The following is a 14,459-nucleotide window of genomic DNA, read 5'->3' as shown; positions in this document are numbered from 1 at the left end:
CATCGCCGACGACGAGGAGGCCGACCCGTCGTGGCGGCCCACGGCCGCCGTCGAGGAGTGGCTCGACGCCGACCTCGCCGGCCGGTGGGCGACGCTCCTGCGCACGTGGCTGCCGTCGCTGCGGTTCGCCGCGCGCGTGGGGCAACCGCTGCGCACCGGGGCGATCAACGCGCTCGGCGCCGAGGTGCAATGGCCGCCGGTGCGTTCGTTGCGCCTCGAGGTGCTGCAGGTGCTCGCGGCGCTGCCGACCGGAGTCTCGATCGACGTCGAGGGGGTCGTGGCGCAGTTGCGGCACGCGCGGCCGCGGCGGATGCCGAAGGATCCGGACACGATCGTCGAGGGGATCCTGCGCCCGGCGGCATTGCTCGGGGTCACGGCGCGTGGGGCGTTGTCGGGGGCGGGGCGGGCGCTGCTGGCGCACGGGTCGATGGAGGTGCCCGTCGGCACGCAGGACCGCGATGACCTCGCCACCGAGCTGCGCGGCTGGCTGCCGGAGATCGTCGAGAGGGTCCACGTGCAGGCGGACCTGACGATCATCGCGCCCGGGCCGGTGGTGGGTCGGCTCGACCGGTTCCTGCGGCTGGTCTCCGACCTCGAGTCGCGCGGCGGAGCGACGGTGCATCGGCTGTCGGAGGCCAGTGTGCGGCGCGCGTTGGACGCTGGGGAGAGCGCCGAGAGCGTGCTCGCCGCGCTGGCTGAGTCGGCCACGGCGGCGCTGCCGCAGACCGTGGAGTACCTCGTGCGCGACGTGGCGCGGCGGCACGGACGGCTGCGGGTCGGTGGCGCGGGGAGTTACCTGCGCAGCGACGATCCGGGCAGCTTGGCCGGGTTGCTCGCGCTGCGGGAGTTGAGCCATCTCGGGTTGCACCAGATCGCGCCGACGGTGGTGATCAGCCCGTTGGACCCGTCGATGGTCATCCCGGCGCTGCGCGAGGTCGGGGCGTCACCGGTGCGAGAGAACGCGGGCGGGATCGTCGTACGGCCGGGCGCGCGGCGACGCGCGGGCCGGTTGACGACGCCGGCCAATCACAGCGCTCCGATCGTGTCGAACGTCGATGACGCGGTGATCTCGGCGACGATCGAGTCACTGCGCGTGGGGCAGGCCCGCAGTGACGCCAATCTCAAGGCGGCGGCGGCACGGCAGGGTCCGTCGATCCCGGCGAGCGACCCGACGCAGAGTCTGGCGGTGCTGCGCGAGGCGGCGGCCGAGCAGCGCGGGGTGTGGGTCGGGCACAGCAACGCGCTCGGGCAGGTGATCCGCGTGCTGTTCTACCCACGGTCGATCGAGGGCGGCCGGGTGCGCGGCTCCGTCGACGGGGTGGAACAGGTGCTGTCGGTGCACCGCATCACCGGCGTCGCCCCGGAGTAGGTGGGCCGCCCCCTCACGCCGAGTGGTCAATCCTTGCGACATAACGGACCGTTACGTCGCAAGGATTGACCACTCGGCGACGGGTTGGGTGCGAGGAGTTCGGGCCGGCTCAGGCGCCGGCGAGCGCCTTGACGACGCCGCTGGCGGAGGGGCGACCGAGCTGCTGCGCCATCCAGACCGAGGTCTCGACGAGCGCGTCCAGGTCGACGCCGGTCTCCACGCCGGCGCCGTGCAGCGCCCACACGAGGTCCTCGGTGGCGAGGTTGCCGGTGGCCGACTTCGCGTACGGGCATCCGCCCAGGCCACCGGCGGAGGAGTCGACGATCGTCACGCCCGCCCGCAGCGCGGCCATGGTGTTCGCCAAGGCCTGGCCGTACGTGTCGTGGAAGTGCACGGCGATCCGAGAAATGTCGATACCGCGCTCCTGCAATGCCGCGAGGAGCCGCTCGACCTGGCCGACCGTGGCCACGCCGATGGTGTCGCCGAGGGAGAGCTCGTCGCACCCGAGTTTCATGAGGCGCACCGCGACGTCGACGACCTGGGCGATGTCGACGTCGCCCTCCCACGGATCACCGAAGCACATGGAGACGTAGCCGCGTACCCACAGGCCGGCGTCCTTGGCGCGCTTGACCGTCGGGGTGAACATGTCGAACTGGCCGTCGAGCGTGGAGTTGAGGTTTTTCTGCGCGAACGTCTCGGTCGCCGACGCGAACACGGCGATGGCCTCGACTCCGGAGGCTAGAGCCCGGTCCAGGCCACGCTCGTTCGGCACGAGCACCGGGCGGTTGCGGCGTCGCCCCTCGTCGCCGAGCAATTCAAGGAGCTCAGCGGCGTCGGCGAGCTGCGGCACCCACGTCGGGTTGACGAAGGAGGTCGTCTCGACGGTGCCGAGCCCAGCAGCGATCAGGCGGCGTACGAACTCCGCCTTGACCTCGACCGGCACGACGGATTTCTCGTTCTGGAGCCCGTCGCGAGCGCCGACCTCGTAGATCGTCACGCGGGCCGGCAGCCCAGCGGCGGGTTCAACCTGTGGAGTACGCATGCCTCCATGGTCGCAAGGTGACGTACGTCAGTGGAAGTCGTCAGGCATTAGATTGGGTCACAGTGGCCCGATCGCGGTGATCAGCCGACAACCTCAGGGGGAAGCGATGTCCGAGGAGCCGAAGCGCAGCGAGAACGCGCTCGAGGGCGGAACCGAACCGCAGCGTGACCTGTGGTCGGACCCGACCGCGCCGGTACCGACGTACGGGGCGACCGAGCAGATCCCGACCGGAGCGCCGACCGAGCAGGTTCCCGTCACGCCGCCGACTGAGCAGGTGCCGACCGGAGCGCCGACCGAGCAGGTGCCGGTGACGCCGCCGACTGAGTCGGGGAACGCCGCTCCGCCGCCACCGGCCCCCACCTCGGCCGAGCCGTACCCGACCGCGGCGCCCTACACGCCGCAGCCCTACGGCCAGGAGCAGTACGGCCAGGGGCAGTCCGGTCAACAGGCGTACGGCCAGCAGACCTACGGGGAACAGCCGTACGGCACCCAGCCCTACGGCGCTCCGCCCACGCCGCCGCAGGCGTACGGCCAGCCGGCGCCGCAGTACTCCGGCGACTACCACCCCACGTCGTCGACGAACACCTCGGCCGTCGTGCTGCTTGTGCTCTCGCTGCTCGCGCCGTTCATCGGGTTGGTGCTACAGCCGATCGCCGCCGTCCCAGCCATCGTGGCCCTGACCAAGCAGTCGACCGACCCGGCGAGCAGCCGCCGCTGGACCCGCGGCGGCTGGATCACCTTCGCCATCCTCATCGTGCTCGAGATCATCCTGATCATCGCGGCGATCGCCTTCTTCGCGGTCCTGGTGCGCGACGGCGTGGTTGGCCCCGATGGCACCTTCCCCTCACCGACCGAACAGTACGGCGGCGGCAGCGTCTGACCGCCCGCGCACCCTTCCACCCCGGCGCGGGACGGCAATTCAGGGAATTCGGGCAAATTGGACATATCGGACACAATTCGGACATATCGGACTCAATGAGACGGATATCCCCCGTTTCCGTTGACGCTCCCTGCATTCTCCGGGAGGCTGGTCAGAATGGTGCGTGGACTATTTCTACGCGCCCAGCGAGGTCAGCGACGATTTGACGGGGGAACCAATCATGCGGGACGGAAACCGACACCGACTCGTTTCATGGCGCGCGGCCATGGCAGCAGCGGTCGTCACCGGGCTGGGCTCGGCCGCGGCGGGCGTGACACCTGCGACTGCGGCGACCGGTCCCGACCTGACCGTGCCCTCGGTCGCGGCCCCGCCGTCCTCCGTCATGGCCGGAGAATCGATACGCGTCTCGGCGAAGATCGCCAATACCGGCAATCGGAGCGCCGCCAAAACCACGACACGGTTCTACCTCTCGACCGACGCGAAGAAGAGCAAAGGCGACCGACTCATCACCTCGAAGGCGACCACGTCCCTGCGAGCCAAGCGGTCCACGACCGTCACCACCACCGCGAAACTCTCGAGCGCGATCCCGGCACGCACGTACCGCCTCATCGTCTGCGCCGACGCCACCTCCAAGGTCCGCGAAACGCGTGAGACGAACAACTGCCGCACCGCCACCCGCGCCGTCAAGGTCACCCCGGCCCGCGCCGACCTGGTCATCTCCTCCTTCTCCTCTCCACCCGCCAAGGTCACCCGCGGCACGGCCATGAAGGTCACCGCCAAGGTCGCCAACACCGGCACCAAGACCGCCGGGGCCAGCACCACCCGCTTCCACCTCTCCACCGACGCCAAGTTCAGCACCAACGACCGGGTCCTCACCTCCCGGTCCACGCCCTCACTGGCGGCCGGCAAGTCGGCGACCGTGACGTCCTCGCCGACCGTGCCCAACGCCACTCCCCCCGGCAGTTATCACCTCATCGCCTGCGCCGACGCCACCAAGAAGGTCACCGAACGCTCCGAGGTCAACAACTGCCGCACCGCCACGCGTCGGGTCACGATCGAGACCCCCGATACCACCCCGGGCGGGCAGTTCCTCAAAACCCCCAACCCGCTCAACGTCACCTACGCCACCGAAGAGGTGACGCAGCACTTGGACTTCGATTTCCCGGACGGCGCCATCGTCTATATCCACACCGTGACGGGCAGCGACGGCACGACCTACGAACTGCGCGTGCCGCACAACGCGACCATCACCCCGGTCGAGATCACCATGCGGCCGGTCACCGCCATCACCGGATCGCCGTTCACCAGCGGCCTCGGCGCCGTCGAGATCCGCCCACACGGCCTGCAACTGATCGAACCCGCGACCCTGACGATCACCCCGAAGAACGGCGCCTCCGGCACACCGACCGCGTTCAAGTACGCCGAGGGGGGATACGACTTCCACCCCTACCCCTCGAAGCTCAACGCCAAGAGCGTGACCATGCAGCTGATGAGTTTCTCCACCGTCGGAGCCGCGAACGCCACCGCCGCCCAGATCGACACCGCCCGCACGCGCTACACCGAACAGGCCCGCGGCCAACTCGAATCCGCCGCCGCCACCGGCGACACCTCCGACCTCAAGTCCACCCTCGAGGGCTACACAAAGGACGTCGTCGACCCACTTGTCGAGCAGGGCATGAAGAGCGACGACGCCGCCCGCGAGGCCATTTCGGAGTTGACCAACCTCGAACGCACCGCCCAACTCCTCGGCTTCAAGGAAGGCGAGATCGTCCCCGACCTGGCCAAGAAGATCAGTGACCTCATCGCCGCGGCCATGGCCCGCGCCGACCACAACTGCCGCAACGACCACCGCCTCGACCGTGCCGTCGACATGATCGCCCTGGCCCGCACCGCCGCCCTGCTCGGCGACCAAGACCTCGCCGACTTCGCACTGGAGGCCTTCAGCGCCTGCCTGCGCTGGCGAGTCGACTACTCGGCAAGGTACGAGGACCAGGAGGTCTGGAGTGACTTCCCTCCGCACTACTACGACCAGAACCGGCAGGTCGATCTCCCCGCGTCGAGTCGTGACCTCTACATCGACTTGAGCGACACGCTCCTCCCGGCTGGCTACGTCAACGGCTTCGGGCGGCTGGTATGGGGCGAGGCCAGGTTCGTGCAGACCGGGGTCAGCGACGACAACACCCCCTTCTACTACCACGAGTACTTGACCAACTTATCCGACGGCGACATCGGTGCCCGACTTGTCCTCGATCTCAACGACTACGCACCGCCGCCGAGCAAGCTGGCCGCCCCCGAACGGGCGGCCGACACCCAGCAGTTGCAGATCGGGGTGCCCGAGGTTCACTCGGGTTGGCTGTGGGACCGACAGCTGACACCCCTGCTTGGCAAGACCAAGCGCTCGAACCTCAACGGCCCGCTCCCGGACGGCGCCGCGGGGGAGCTCACAAAGAGGTGGAGCGGCATGAACACCACGGCGCACACCCGATACGCGGATAATCCGGAGTTCGGGGGCAACGTGCTGACCATCAAGTTCTCACCCGCCGACCAGCAGGGTGCTGAGATGGTCAGCAGGCGTTGGGAGGACTCCTTCGCCACATGCAATACGCAGGGAGCCAGCTGTTGGGTCAAGGCCAAGACCGAGGTCACGCTGACCCACGCGCCCAAGTGACCGCCCCACGCCCCGTCGAGTGATGGTTTCGGGTCGCCCCAGGAGTCCTGGGGCGACCCGAAACCATCACTCGACGGTAGACTCGAACGAGTGACTGACGGACCGCTGATCGTCCAGAGCGACAAGACCCTCCTGCTCGAGGTCGACCACCCGACCGCACAGGACGCCCGCCGTGCCATCGCCCCGTTCGCCGAACTCGAACGCGCGCCCGAGCACGTGCACACCTACCGCGTCACCCCGCTGGGCCTGTGGAACGCCCGCGCCGCCGGCCACGACGCCGAGCAGGTTGTCGACGCGCTCGTGCGCTACTCCCGCTACCCCGTGCCGCATGCGCTGCTCGTCGACGTCGCCGAGACGATGGACCGCTACGGCCGCCTCACCCTGACCAAGGACGACTCCGGCAACCTCGTCCTGCGCACCACCGACCGCGCCGTGCTCGCCGAGATCCAGCGGCACAAGAAAATCAAACCGCTTCTCGGAGAAGCGATCGACGACGACACCGTGCTCGTGCACCCCTCCGAGCGCGGCCACCTGAAACAAGAACTGCTCAAGGTCGGCTGGCCCGCCGAGGACCACGCCGGTTACGTCGACGGCGAGGCCCACGCCATCGATCTCGACGAGAACGGCTGGTCGCTGCGGCCGTACCAGTCGCAGGCCGTCGATGGCTTCTGGGACGGCGGCTCCGGCGTCGTCGTGCTCCCGTGCGGCGCGGGCAAGACCCTCGTCGGCGCCGGGGCGATGGCCAAGGCCAAGGCGACGACGCTCATCCTCGTGACGAACACGGTCTCGGCCCGGCAGTGGCGCGACGAGTTGCTCAAACGCACAAGCTTGACGGAGGACGAGATCGGCGAGTACTCCGGCGCACGCAAGGAGATTCGTCCGGTCACCATCGCGACCTACCAGGTCCTGACGACAAAGCGCAAGGGTGTGTACCCGCACCTCGACCTGCTCGACGCCCGCGACTGGGGGCTGATCCTCTACGACGAGGTGCACCTCCTGCCGGCGCCGATCTTCCGCATGACCGCCGACCTGCAGGCCCGGCGCCGCCTCGGCCTGACCGCCACGCTCGTGCGCGAGGACGGGCGCGAGGCCGACGTCTTCAGCCTCATCGGCCCCAAGCGCTTCGACGCTCCGTGGAAGGACATCGAGGCGCAGGGCTACATCGCGCCGGCCGACTGCGTCGAGGTCCGGGTGACCCTGCCGGACTCCGACCGCATGGCCTACGCCGTCGCCGAACCCGACGACCGCTACCGACTTGCGGCCTGCGCGCCGGCGAAGATCCCGATCGTCGACACCCTCGTGGCCCGCCACGCCGGACAGCCGCTGCTCGTCATCGGCCAGTACATCGACCAGCTCGAGGAGGTCGCGGCGCACATCGGGTCGGACATCATCACCGGTCAGACCCCGGTCAAGGAGCGCCAGCGGTTGTTCCAAGCGTTCCGCACCGGGGAGATCTCGCATTTGGTGGTGAGCAAGGTCGCGAACTTCTCGATCGACCTGCCGGAGGCGAGTGTGGCGATCCAGATCAGTGGCACGTTCGGTTCGCGCCAGGAGGAGGCGCAGCGTCTCGGCCGCGTGCTGCGCCCCAAGGGTGATGGGCGGACCGCGCATTTCTACACGATCGTCGCGCGCGACACCGTCGATGCCGACTTCGCGGCGCACCGCCAGCGTTTCCTCGCCGAGCAGGGATACGCGTATCGGATCGTCGACGCCGCTGACGTCACCCCCGACGCCTGACCCCCGCGCGCTATCTCGCCGAGTGATGGTTTCGGGCCGCTTCAGGAGCCCCGAAGCGGCCCGAAACCATCACTCGGCGGAGCACCCACACGCATGGGAGGGGAAATCGGACAAATCGGACGACTTCACCCGATTCATTGACCCCACTCGGATTCACCGACAGGCTGGATCCTTGTCAGCGCGAGGAATTCCTACGCGTCAACGATTCCGGGGGTCAGATCATGCAGCGCACCGACCGACACCGACGTTCTTCATTGCGCATGGGCATCGCGACCGCCGTCGTCGCCGGGCTGGGCACGGCCGCGGCGGGCGTTGCACCGGCGACTGCGGCGACCGGCCCCGATCTGACCGTCCCCTCGGTCGCGGCCCCACCGTCCTCCGTCATGGCCGGAGTGTCGATGCGCGTCTCGGCCAAGGTCACCAACACCGGCAATCGGAGCGCGGCGAAGACGACGACCCGCTTCTACCTCTCCACCGACGCGAAGATGAGCAAGGGCGACCGGCTCATCGCTAGCAAGGCCACGACCTCGTTGCGGGCCAAACGCTCCACGACGGTCACCACCACGCCGAAACTCTCGACCGCCACACCCGCTCGCACGTACCGCCTCATCGTCTGCGCCGACGCCACGTCGAAGGTCCGCGAAACCCGCGAATCGAACAACTGCCGCACCGCAACTCGCGCCATCAAGGTCACCCCCGCCCGCGCCGACCTCGTCATCTCCTCGGTCACCGCACCGCCGGTCAAGGTCACCCGCGGCGCGCCGATGAAGGTCACCGCGAAGGTCGCCAACACCGGCACGAAGAGCGCCGGAACCAGCACGACCCGCTTCTACCTCTCGACCGACACGAAGTACGGCACGAGTGATCGGCTGCTGACGTCACGCTCGACCGCAGCCCTGATACCCGGCAAATCGGTGACGGTCTCCTCCACGCCGACCGTGCCCAACGGCACTCCGCCCGGCACGTATCACCTCGTCGTCTGCGCCGACGCCGCGAAGAAGGTCGTCGAGAAGTCGGAGACGAACAACTGCCGCGCCTCGACCCGAGGCGTCACCGTCGAGGTCGCCGGCACGCCGCCGGGTGGGTTCCTCAAGACACCCAACCCACTCAACGTCACCTACACCACCGAGAACGTGACGCAGAAAAAGTCATTCTCGTTCCCGGACGACATCTACACGGTCACCGGCGCCGATGGCACGACGTACGAGTTGCGGGTTCCGATCAACGCGACCGTCACCCCGGTCGACATCACCCTGCGGCCAGTCACCTCGATCGACGGATCGCCGTTCACGGGCGGACTCGGGGCCGTCGAGATTCGCCCGCACGGACTTCAGTTGCTCCAACCCGCCACGCTGACGATCACCCCGCCGAAGGGTGTCTCCGGCACGCCGACGGCGTTCAAGTACGCCGAGGGCGGGTACGACTTCCACCCCTATCCCTCGAAGCAGGAGGGCCAGGCGGTGACGATGCAGTTGATGAGCTTCTCCACCGCTGGAGCCGCGAACGCCACGACTGCGCAGATCGACGCGGCCCGCACCCGGTACACCGAACAGGCCCGTGCGCAACTCGAATCCGCCGTCGCGACCGGTGACGCCTCCGATCTGCGCTCCACGCTGGAGGGCTACAAGAGAGACGTCGTCGACCCCCTCGTCGAGCAGGGGAAGTCCAGCGACGACGCCGCCCGCGAGGCCATCTCGGAGTTGACCAACCTCGAACGCACGGCCCAACTGCTCGGTCTCAAGGAGGGCGAGATCGTCCCCGACCTCGCGAAGAAGATCGGCGACCTCATCGCCGCCGCCATGGCCCGCGCCGACCAGAACTGCCGCGTCGACCACCGCATCGACCGCGCCCAAGACCTCATGGGCCTGGCCCGCACCGCCGCCCTGCTCGGCGACCAGGACCTGGCCGACTTCGCCATCGACAGCATCAGCGCGTGCCTGCGATGGCGGGTCGACTACTCCGCCTCGTACACCGACACGCAGACCTGGCCCAACACCGCGCCGTTCTACTACGCGATGAACCGGCAGGTCGACCTGTCGGTGAGTAGCCGGGAACTCTACCTGGACCTCACCGAGTTCACTTTCCTCCCGCGGGGCGCTGGGCCGTTGGTCCACGACGGAGCGTCGTTGACCGAGACACAGGAGAACGCGCAGTACTCGTCGATCGAGACGCTCACCGGCACGGAGTCCGGTGAAATCGAGGCGCAGATCGACCTCGACCTCAACCTGTACACCCCACCGCCGAGCAAGGTTGCCAGCCCCGAGCCGGCTGCCCGGACGCAAGTTCTGACCGTCAAGAGTCGCGTCCTGACGCCGCTGATCCACCACACCAGGACAGACACCACCGTTTCGGGTAGGACGACGACGCGGACCGCGGCCTACACCGTGTGGAACGGCTTCAGCCGGGAGGTGCATGACCCCAACGGAACCGGATCGGAGTTCGTCGGCAGCGAGGTGCGCCTCCGGTTCGCGGCGACGGACCAGAACGGCGCTATCCTGGCGCGCAAGCGTTGGTCCGACACCCGCAGTGAATGCATGCCCGGCTGTTCTCGCCGCGAGGCCGCGACCACCGAGATGACGCTGACACACGCCCCGCGGTAGGCCCCACCCCCACCCCCTCCTGGTTCGAGGTATTACGCGTCGGGTATCCGCCGCGTAATACCTCGAACCGGTGGGAGGAGCGACCGGTGGGTGCCTGTGTGACCACCCTCACCGGGGCGGTTTCGCGCACCACCTGCCCCGCCGAACCACAACTGCAAGGCTGGAGACATCTGGGAACCCCGCCGACACGATGGGAGGTGTGGGCCAGATGGTCGCCATCACCGTCGAGCGCCTGCGCAAGACCTATGCAGATCTGGTCGCCGTCGACGACCTCTCCTTCACGATCGACCACGGCGAGATCGTCGCCCTGCTCGGGCCGAACGGCGCCGGCAAGACGACCACGGTCGAGATCCTCGAGGGCGCTCCGGCGGCGACGTCGACGTCCTCGGCTTCGACCCGCAGACGGGCGGGCGAGACTACCGCGAACGCATCGGCATCGTCCTGCAGGAGGCCGGGTTCGACGACGACTTCACCGTCATCGAACTCGTCCGCATGTACCGCGGCCTCTACCCACGCCGGCTCGACGCCGACGAGGTCATCGACCGGGTCGGCCTGTCGGAGAAAGCCACCGCCCGGGTCAAGACACTTTCCGGAGGACAGCGGCGTCGCCTCGATCTGGCCCTCGGGTTGGTCGGTGATCCAGATCTGGTGTTCCTCGACGAACCGACGACGGGGTTCGACCCGTCGGCCCGCCGCCGCGCCTGGAGCCTCGTCGAGGGCCTGCGCGAGATGGGCAAGACCGTCGTGCTGACGACGCATTACCTCGACGAGGCCGAGCAGTTGGCCGACCGGGTCGCGATCATCGTGCGCGGCCGGCTCGTCGCCCTCGGCACCCCGGCGCAGCTGGCCGCTCAACACCAGACCTCGGTGGTGACGTTCCGCCTACCCGACGGCACCACGCTCACCGACCTGCCACCACTGCCCGTCGACGTCGAGCCCGAGGGCGGCGGCTGGCGACTGTCGACGCCGCACCCCACCGCGCTCCTGCACACGCTGACGTCCTGGGCGAGCGAGCGTCGGCTCGAGTTCCCCTCCCTGACCGTCCGCCGCCCCACGCTGGAGGACGTCTACCTCTTCCTCATCGGCGAGGACGACCCGCGATGACCACCACCGCACCCCGCGCACGCACACACACCCACGCCGACCGGCCCCGTGCGGTCGAGTTGGTTCGCGGCCCGACCGCCCACGCCGCGCTCGAATCCTGGCGCTCGCGCACCGTGCTCCTCGTCAGCCTGCTGCTACCCCTGCTGTGGCTGTTCGTCATCGGGGCCATCGCCGGCAACGAGATCTACGACGAGTCCACCGGCCTACGGGTCATGCAGTTCGCCGCTCCGACCGCGATCGTCATGGGCGCGATCCTCGCGAGCCTGCCCACGGTGGCGATCAGCATCACCGACGCCCGCCAATCGGGTGTGCTCAAACGCCTGCGCGGCACTCCGCTGCCGAGTTGGGCCTACCTGCTCGGGCGCGGATTGGCGGCGGCCGCACTCGCCATCGTCGCCGTCGCGCTGGCGTGGGCCGTGGCCGTGCTCGCCTACGACGTGCAGATCATCTGGCGCACCCTGTTCGCCTCGATCGTCACGCTCGTTCTCGCCATCGCGTGCTACATCGCCATCGGCTTGGCGATCTCGACGCTGGCCCGGAGCACTGTTGTGGCGCAGGCCGTTTCGATCGGCGGTGTGCTCATCCTCGCGTTCATCTCCGAGTTGTTCACGATCGGAGGATCGTTCCCACTGGTCATCACGCGCACGGCCGATCTCCTGCCGGTCAAGCCCGTCTCGAGTGCCCTGCAGGACCAGTTCAACCCCTACCTGACCGGGTCGGGCTGGGATGGCCGCGCGATCGCCGTGCTGCTCATCTGGCTGGTCCTCGCCGCACTGGTCGCGGTGTGGGGATGGCCGGATCGCGAGCGGGTCTTTCGGTCTCGCCGAGCGAAAGGCACCGTCGAGGGCGAGGCGGGTCACGAGACTCCGGCCATGCATGCCGGAGCGTCGTCGACCACCACCGCGATGCCCGTCGCCACGGTCGCCGGTCGCCCCAGCGATGGTGCGCTGCTCGGTGGCCAGGTGCGGGCGGCCCTGACATCGCTGTGGCGCGACCCGGTCGGGTTGTTCTTCGCGATCGTCATGCCGCTGGGGCTGTATGCCCTCATGGCTGGCCCGAATCGAGACTGGAGCACCCCCGACGGCATTCCGCTGCCCACGCTGCTCATGGCGAGCATGACCGCGTGGGGCGTGGCGTACACGATGTTCTCGACCGTGCCCGAACTGGTCGTGCGGGCGCGGGAGCGCGGTGTGCTCAAGCGGTTGCGCGGCACTCCGTTGCGACCCGCGACGTATCTGACCGGGCGGGTCATCGCCGGCGTCGTGCTCAGCCTGGTCGTCGCCGTGCTCGTGGTCGGGTTCGGGGCGGTGGCGTACGGCGTCGACGTGACGGTGGTCAAGGTCGTGCTGACGGCCGGGCTGGTCATCCTCGGCGCGGTGGTCATCGCCGCGTGCGGATTCCTCCTGGCGGCGCGGGTGTCGAGCACCAAGGCGTTCACCGCGCTGTCGCTGGCGATCCTGCTGCCGGTGGCGTTCTTCTCCGACGTCTTCGTCGCCGAGGCGCCGGACTGGATGGACCGCGTCGGTGCGATCTTCCCGCTGTTGCACCTGCAGCACTCGCTCTCCGACGTGCTCACCGGCACGGGTGACGTGGGCACCTGGTGGCACGTCGCAGTGCTGGTGGTCTGGGGCGTCGTGGCGTCCGCGCTCGCGGTGCGACTGTTCCGGTGGGGGTCGCGCGGCTGAGGCCGCCCCCACCCGGGTCCGCCCCGCCCCCACCTGGTTCGAGGTATTACGCGTCGGATACCCGCCGCGTAATACCTCGAACCGCGTGGCGGGAGGCCGGCGGGTCACAGGGTCGACACGAACACGGCCACGGCAGCCGCAGCGACAGTCATCCCGAGAGCCCACGGGATCACCCCGCCGCGTCGGAAGAACCAGCCCAGCGGCAGCAACCCGGCCCCGGAGACCACGACCGCAAGGGACCCGATCGACAGGGCGACATCACGGGCGATCCCAGGAGCGGGGTTGAGGGCGATACTCACCAGCACACCGACGCCGACGGTGAACGGCAGCAGCAGGAGCAGCGCCGCCACCACGGCCAAGGCGAAGGCCCACCAGGGTCGCCACACGGTCCGGCCCGTTCGCTCCTCCGTCTCGTGCCATTGCGGTGTCGTCCACGGGTTCATGGGCCCAGCATTCAGCCGAAGAATCCGCTGACCGCGAGATACCACAGCCAGAACGCCGTGACGATCATCCCGAAAGTCCACGGGATCACCCCGCCGCGTCGGAAGAACCAGCCCAACGGCAGCAGCCCGACCGCGGAGACCACGACCGCGAGCCCGCCGATGGCATAACCGAGTTCACGGCCCAACTCACCAGGGTCCTGGATCGCGGTGTTGACGATCAGGCCGATCCCGAAGATGAACGGATACAGCAGGAGCAGCGCCGCGACGACGGCGGCGACCACGGCCCACGCCGGCTTCCACGCGGGAGTCCGCGCACGATTCTCCGGCCGTTGTTGCCTGTTCGAGGTCGGTGCGGCGTTCACGGCTCCAGCGTCTCCCACGCACGGTCGACGAAGATGACGATGTCGCGCGCGCCGACGAGGGCGAGCAGGTGCGCGGCGACGCTCGCCAGGTCGGGATCGGCGGCCATGCGTTGCGGCAATGACCGGAGCGCCGCGGCGAGGTGTGTCGGGTCGGTGGCATCGGCCATCATCCCCTTGGCCCGCGCCACGGACACCGCCTGCCGGGAGAGTCGCTCGGCCTCCTGGAAGACGCTCTGCCGCTCGGCGATGACGGTGTTGAGCAGGTCCGTCGTCTCGCGGAGCACCAGGGTCGCGGTGGCGTCGCGGACCTTGCGCGGGGTGGGGCGACCGGTGACATCGACGTCCGCCAGACGCGTTCCGCGGGCGGCCTGGATGAGCACTGCGCGATGCGCCGCAACCTGCGAGACCGTCGGGATCCGGTTCTGCTCCAAGGCGTTCTCACAATCCTTGAGCCACCGTTGAACCTCGTCGGCGAACACCGTCGACCGGTCGTCGAGCAGGTCGGTCAGACCCGGCACGCGCTGCAACAGCGTGACGATCTCCTCGTACTGCAGCAGGGTCAGGGCCAT

The 14,459-nt window shown here is 68.9% G+C and carries 11 protein-coding genes and 1 pseudogene; 8 read left to right on the top strand and 4 right to left on the bottom strand.

What is annotated here, in order from left to right; genetic code table 11:
* Positions 1–1,369, top strand: a 1,369-nt coding sequence (locus tag KD1_RS05045; RefSeq protein WP_169795340.1) for a helicase-associated domain-containing protein, incomplete at its 5' end; no start/stop codon positions are given.
* Between the two features lie 109 nt (positions 1,370–1,478).
* Here the strand turns inward: KD1_RS05045 and KD1_RS05040 are convergent.
* Positions 1,479–2,411, bottom strand: coding sequence for a hydroxymethylglutaryl-CoA lyase (locus KD1_RS05040; RefSeq protein ID WP_068398416.1), 933 nt, complete (start codon positions 2,409–2,411; stop codon positions 1,479–1,481).
* Between the two features lie 106 nt (positions 2,412–2,517).
* Here KD1_RS05040 and KD1_RS05035 point away from each other — a divergent pair, with 106 nt between their 5' ends.
* The 7 genes and pseudogenes from KD1_RS05035 (at position 2,518) to KD1_RS05010 (ending at position 13,085) form a co-directional block, all read left to right on the top strand.
* Complete coding sequence (locus KD1_RS05035) at positions 2,518–3,291, top strand: hypothetical protein (protein WP_068398413.1); 774 nt, start codon at positions 2,518–2,520, stop codon at positions 3,289–3,291.
* Positions 3,292–3,556: 265 nt separating this feature from the next.
* Entirely contained in the window at positions 3,557–5,959 is a 2,403-nt protein-coding gene (locus tag KD1_RS05030; protein WP_068398410.1) for a CARDB domain-containing protein, read from the top strand.
* 90 nt (positions 5,960–6,049) lie between these two features.
* Positions 6,050–7,696 (top strand): DNA repair helicase XPB, encoded by a 1,647-nt coding sequence (locus KD1_RS05025; RefSeq protein ID WP_068398407.1) that lies wholly within the window; start codon positions 6,050–6,052, stop codon positions 7,694–7,696.
* A gap of 221 nt (positions 7,697–7,917) precedes the next feature.
* Positions 7,918–10,296 carry a CARDB domain-containing protein gene (locus KD1_RS05020; RefSeq protein WP_083542110.1) on the top strand — a complete coding sequence of 793 codons (2,379 nt, stop codon included), beginning with the start codon at positions 7,918–7,920 and terminating at the stop codon, positions 10,294–10,296.
* Between the two features lie 190 nt (positions 10,297–10,486).
* Positions 10,487–10,621 (top strand): annotated as a pseudogene (locus KD1_RS17625) (ABC transporter ATP-binding protein); the annotation flags it as partial.
* A 104-nt stretch (positions 10,622–10,725) separates the two neighbouring features.
* Entirely contained in the window at positions 10,726–11,400 is a 675-nt protein-coding gene (locus KD1_RS05015; protein WP_370670748.1) for an ABC transporter ATP-binding protein, read from the top strand.
* The gene (locus KD1_RS05010; protein WP_068398400.1) at positions 11,397–13,085 is read left to right on the top strand and encodes an ABC transporter permease; all 1,689 of its coding nucleotides are present in this window, start codon (positions 11,397–11,399) and stop codon (positions 13,083–13,085) included. Before KD1_RS05015 ends, KD1_RS05010 begins: the two co-directional genes overlap by 4 nt.
* 104 nt (positions 13,086–13,189) lie before the next feature.
* Here the strand turns inward: KD1_RS05010 and KD1_RS05005 are convergent, their stop codons facing one another.
* From KD1_RS05005 to KD1_RS04995, 3 genes are read right to left on the bottom strand one after another with little or no spacing between them, the layout of a single operon-like run.
* Positions 13,190–13,528 carry a hypothetical protein gene (locus KD1_RS05005; protein ID WP_068398397.1) on the bottom strand — a complete coding sequence of 113 codons (339 nt, stop codon included), beginning with the start codon at positions 13,526–13,528 and terminating at the stop codon, positions 13,190–13,192.
* An 11-nt stretch (positions 13,529–13,539) separates the two neighbouring features.
* Positions 13,540–13,890 (bottom strand): hypothetical protein, encoded by a 351-nt coding sequence (locus KD1_RS05000; protein ID WP_157073181.1) that lies wholly within the window; start codon positions 13,888–13,890, stop codon positions 13,540–13,542.
* Entirely contained in the window at positions 13,887–14,459 is a 573-nt protein-coding gene (locus tag KD1_RS04995) for a hypothetical protein (protein ID WP_068398391.1), read from the bottom strand. Before KD1_RS04995 ends, KD1_RS05000 begins: the two co-directional genes overlap by 4 nt.

The sequence above is a fragment of the Kribbia dieselivorans NBRC 106261 genome (assembly GCF_001552435.1).
In the GTDB taxonomy this organism is placed as follows: domain Bacteria; phylum Actinomycetota; class Actinomycetes; order Actinomycetales; family Dermatophilaceae; genus Kribbia; species Kribbia dieselivorans.
The sequence above is the reverse complement of the archived record's forward strand: the minus strand, read 5'-3'. Positions and strand labels throughout refer to the sequence as shown.

Excerpts from the sequence above, each read along its gene's own strand:
- KD1_RS05040 (WP_068398416.1), bottom strand. The coding sequence starts at position 2,411 with ATGCGTACTCCACAGGTTGAACCCGCCGCTGGGCTGCCGGCCCGCGTG.
- KD1_RS05035 (WP_068398413.1), top strand. The coding sequence starts at position 2,518 with ATGTCCGAGGAGCCGAAGCGCAGCGAGAACGCGCTCGAGGGCGGAACC.
- KD1_RS05030 (WP_068398410.1), top strand. The coding sequence starts at position 3,557 with ATGGCAGCAGCGGTCGTCACCGGGCTGGGCTCGGCCGCGGCGGGCGTG.
- KD1_RS05020 (WP_083542110.1), top strand. The coding sequence starts at position 7,918 with ATGCAGCGCACCGACCGACACCGACGTTCTTCATTGCGCATGGGCATC.
- KD1_RS05010 (WP_068398400.1), top strand. The coding sequence starts at position 11,397 with ATGACCACCACCGCACCCCGCGCACGCACACACACCCACGCCGACCGG.
- KD1_RS05005 (WP_068398397.1), bottom strand. The coding sequence starts at position 13,528 with ATGAACCCGTGGACGACACCGCAATGGCACGAGACGGAGGAGCGAACG.
- KD1_RS04995 (WP_068398391.1), bottom strand. The coding sequence starts at position 14,459 with ATGGCCCTGACCCTGCTGCAGTACGAGGAGATCGTCACGCTGTTGCAG.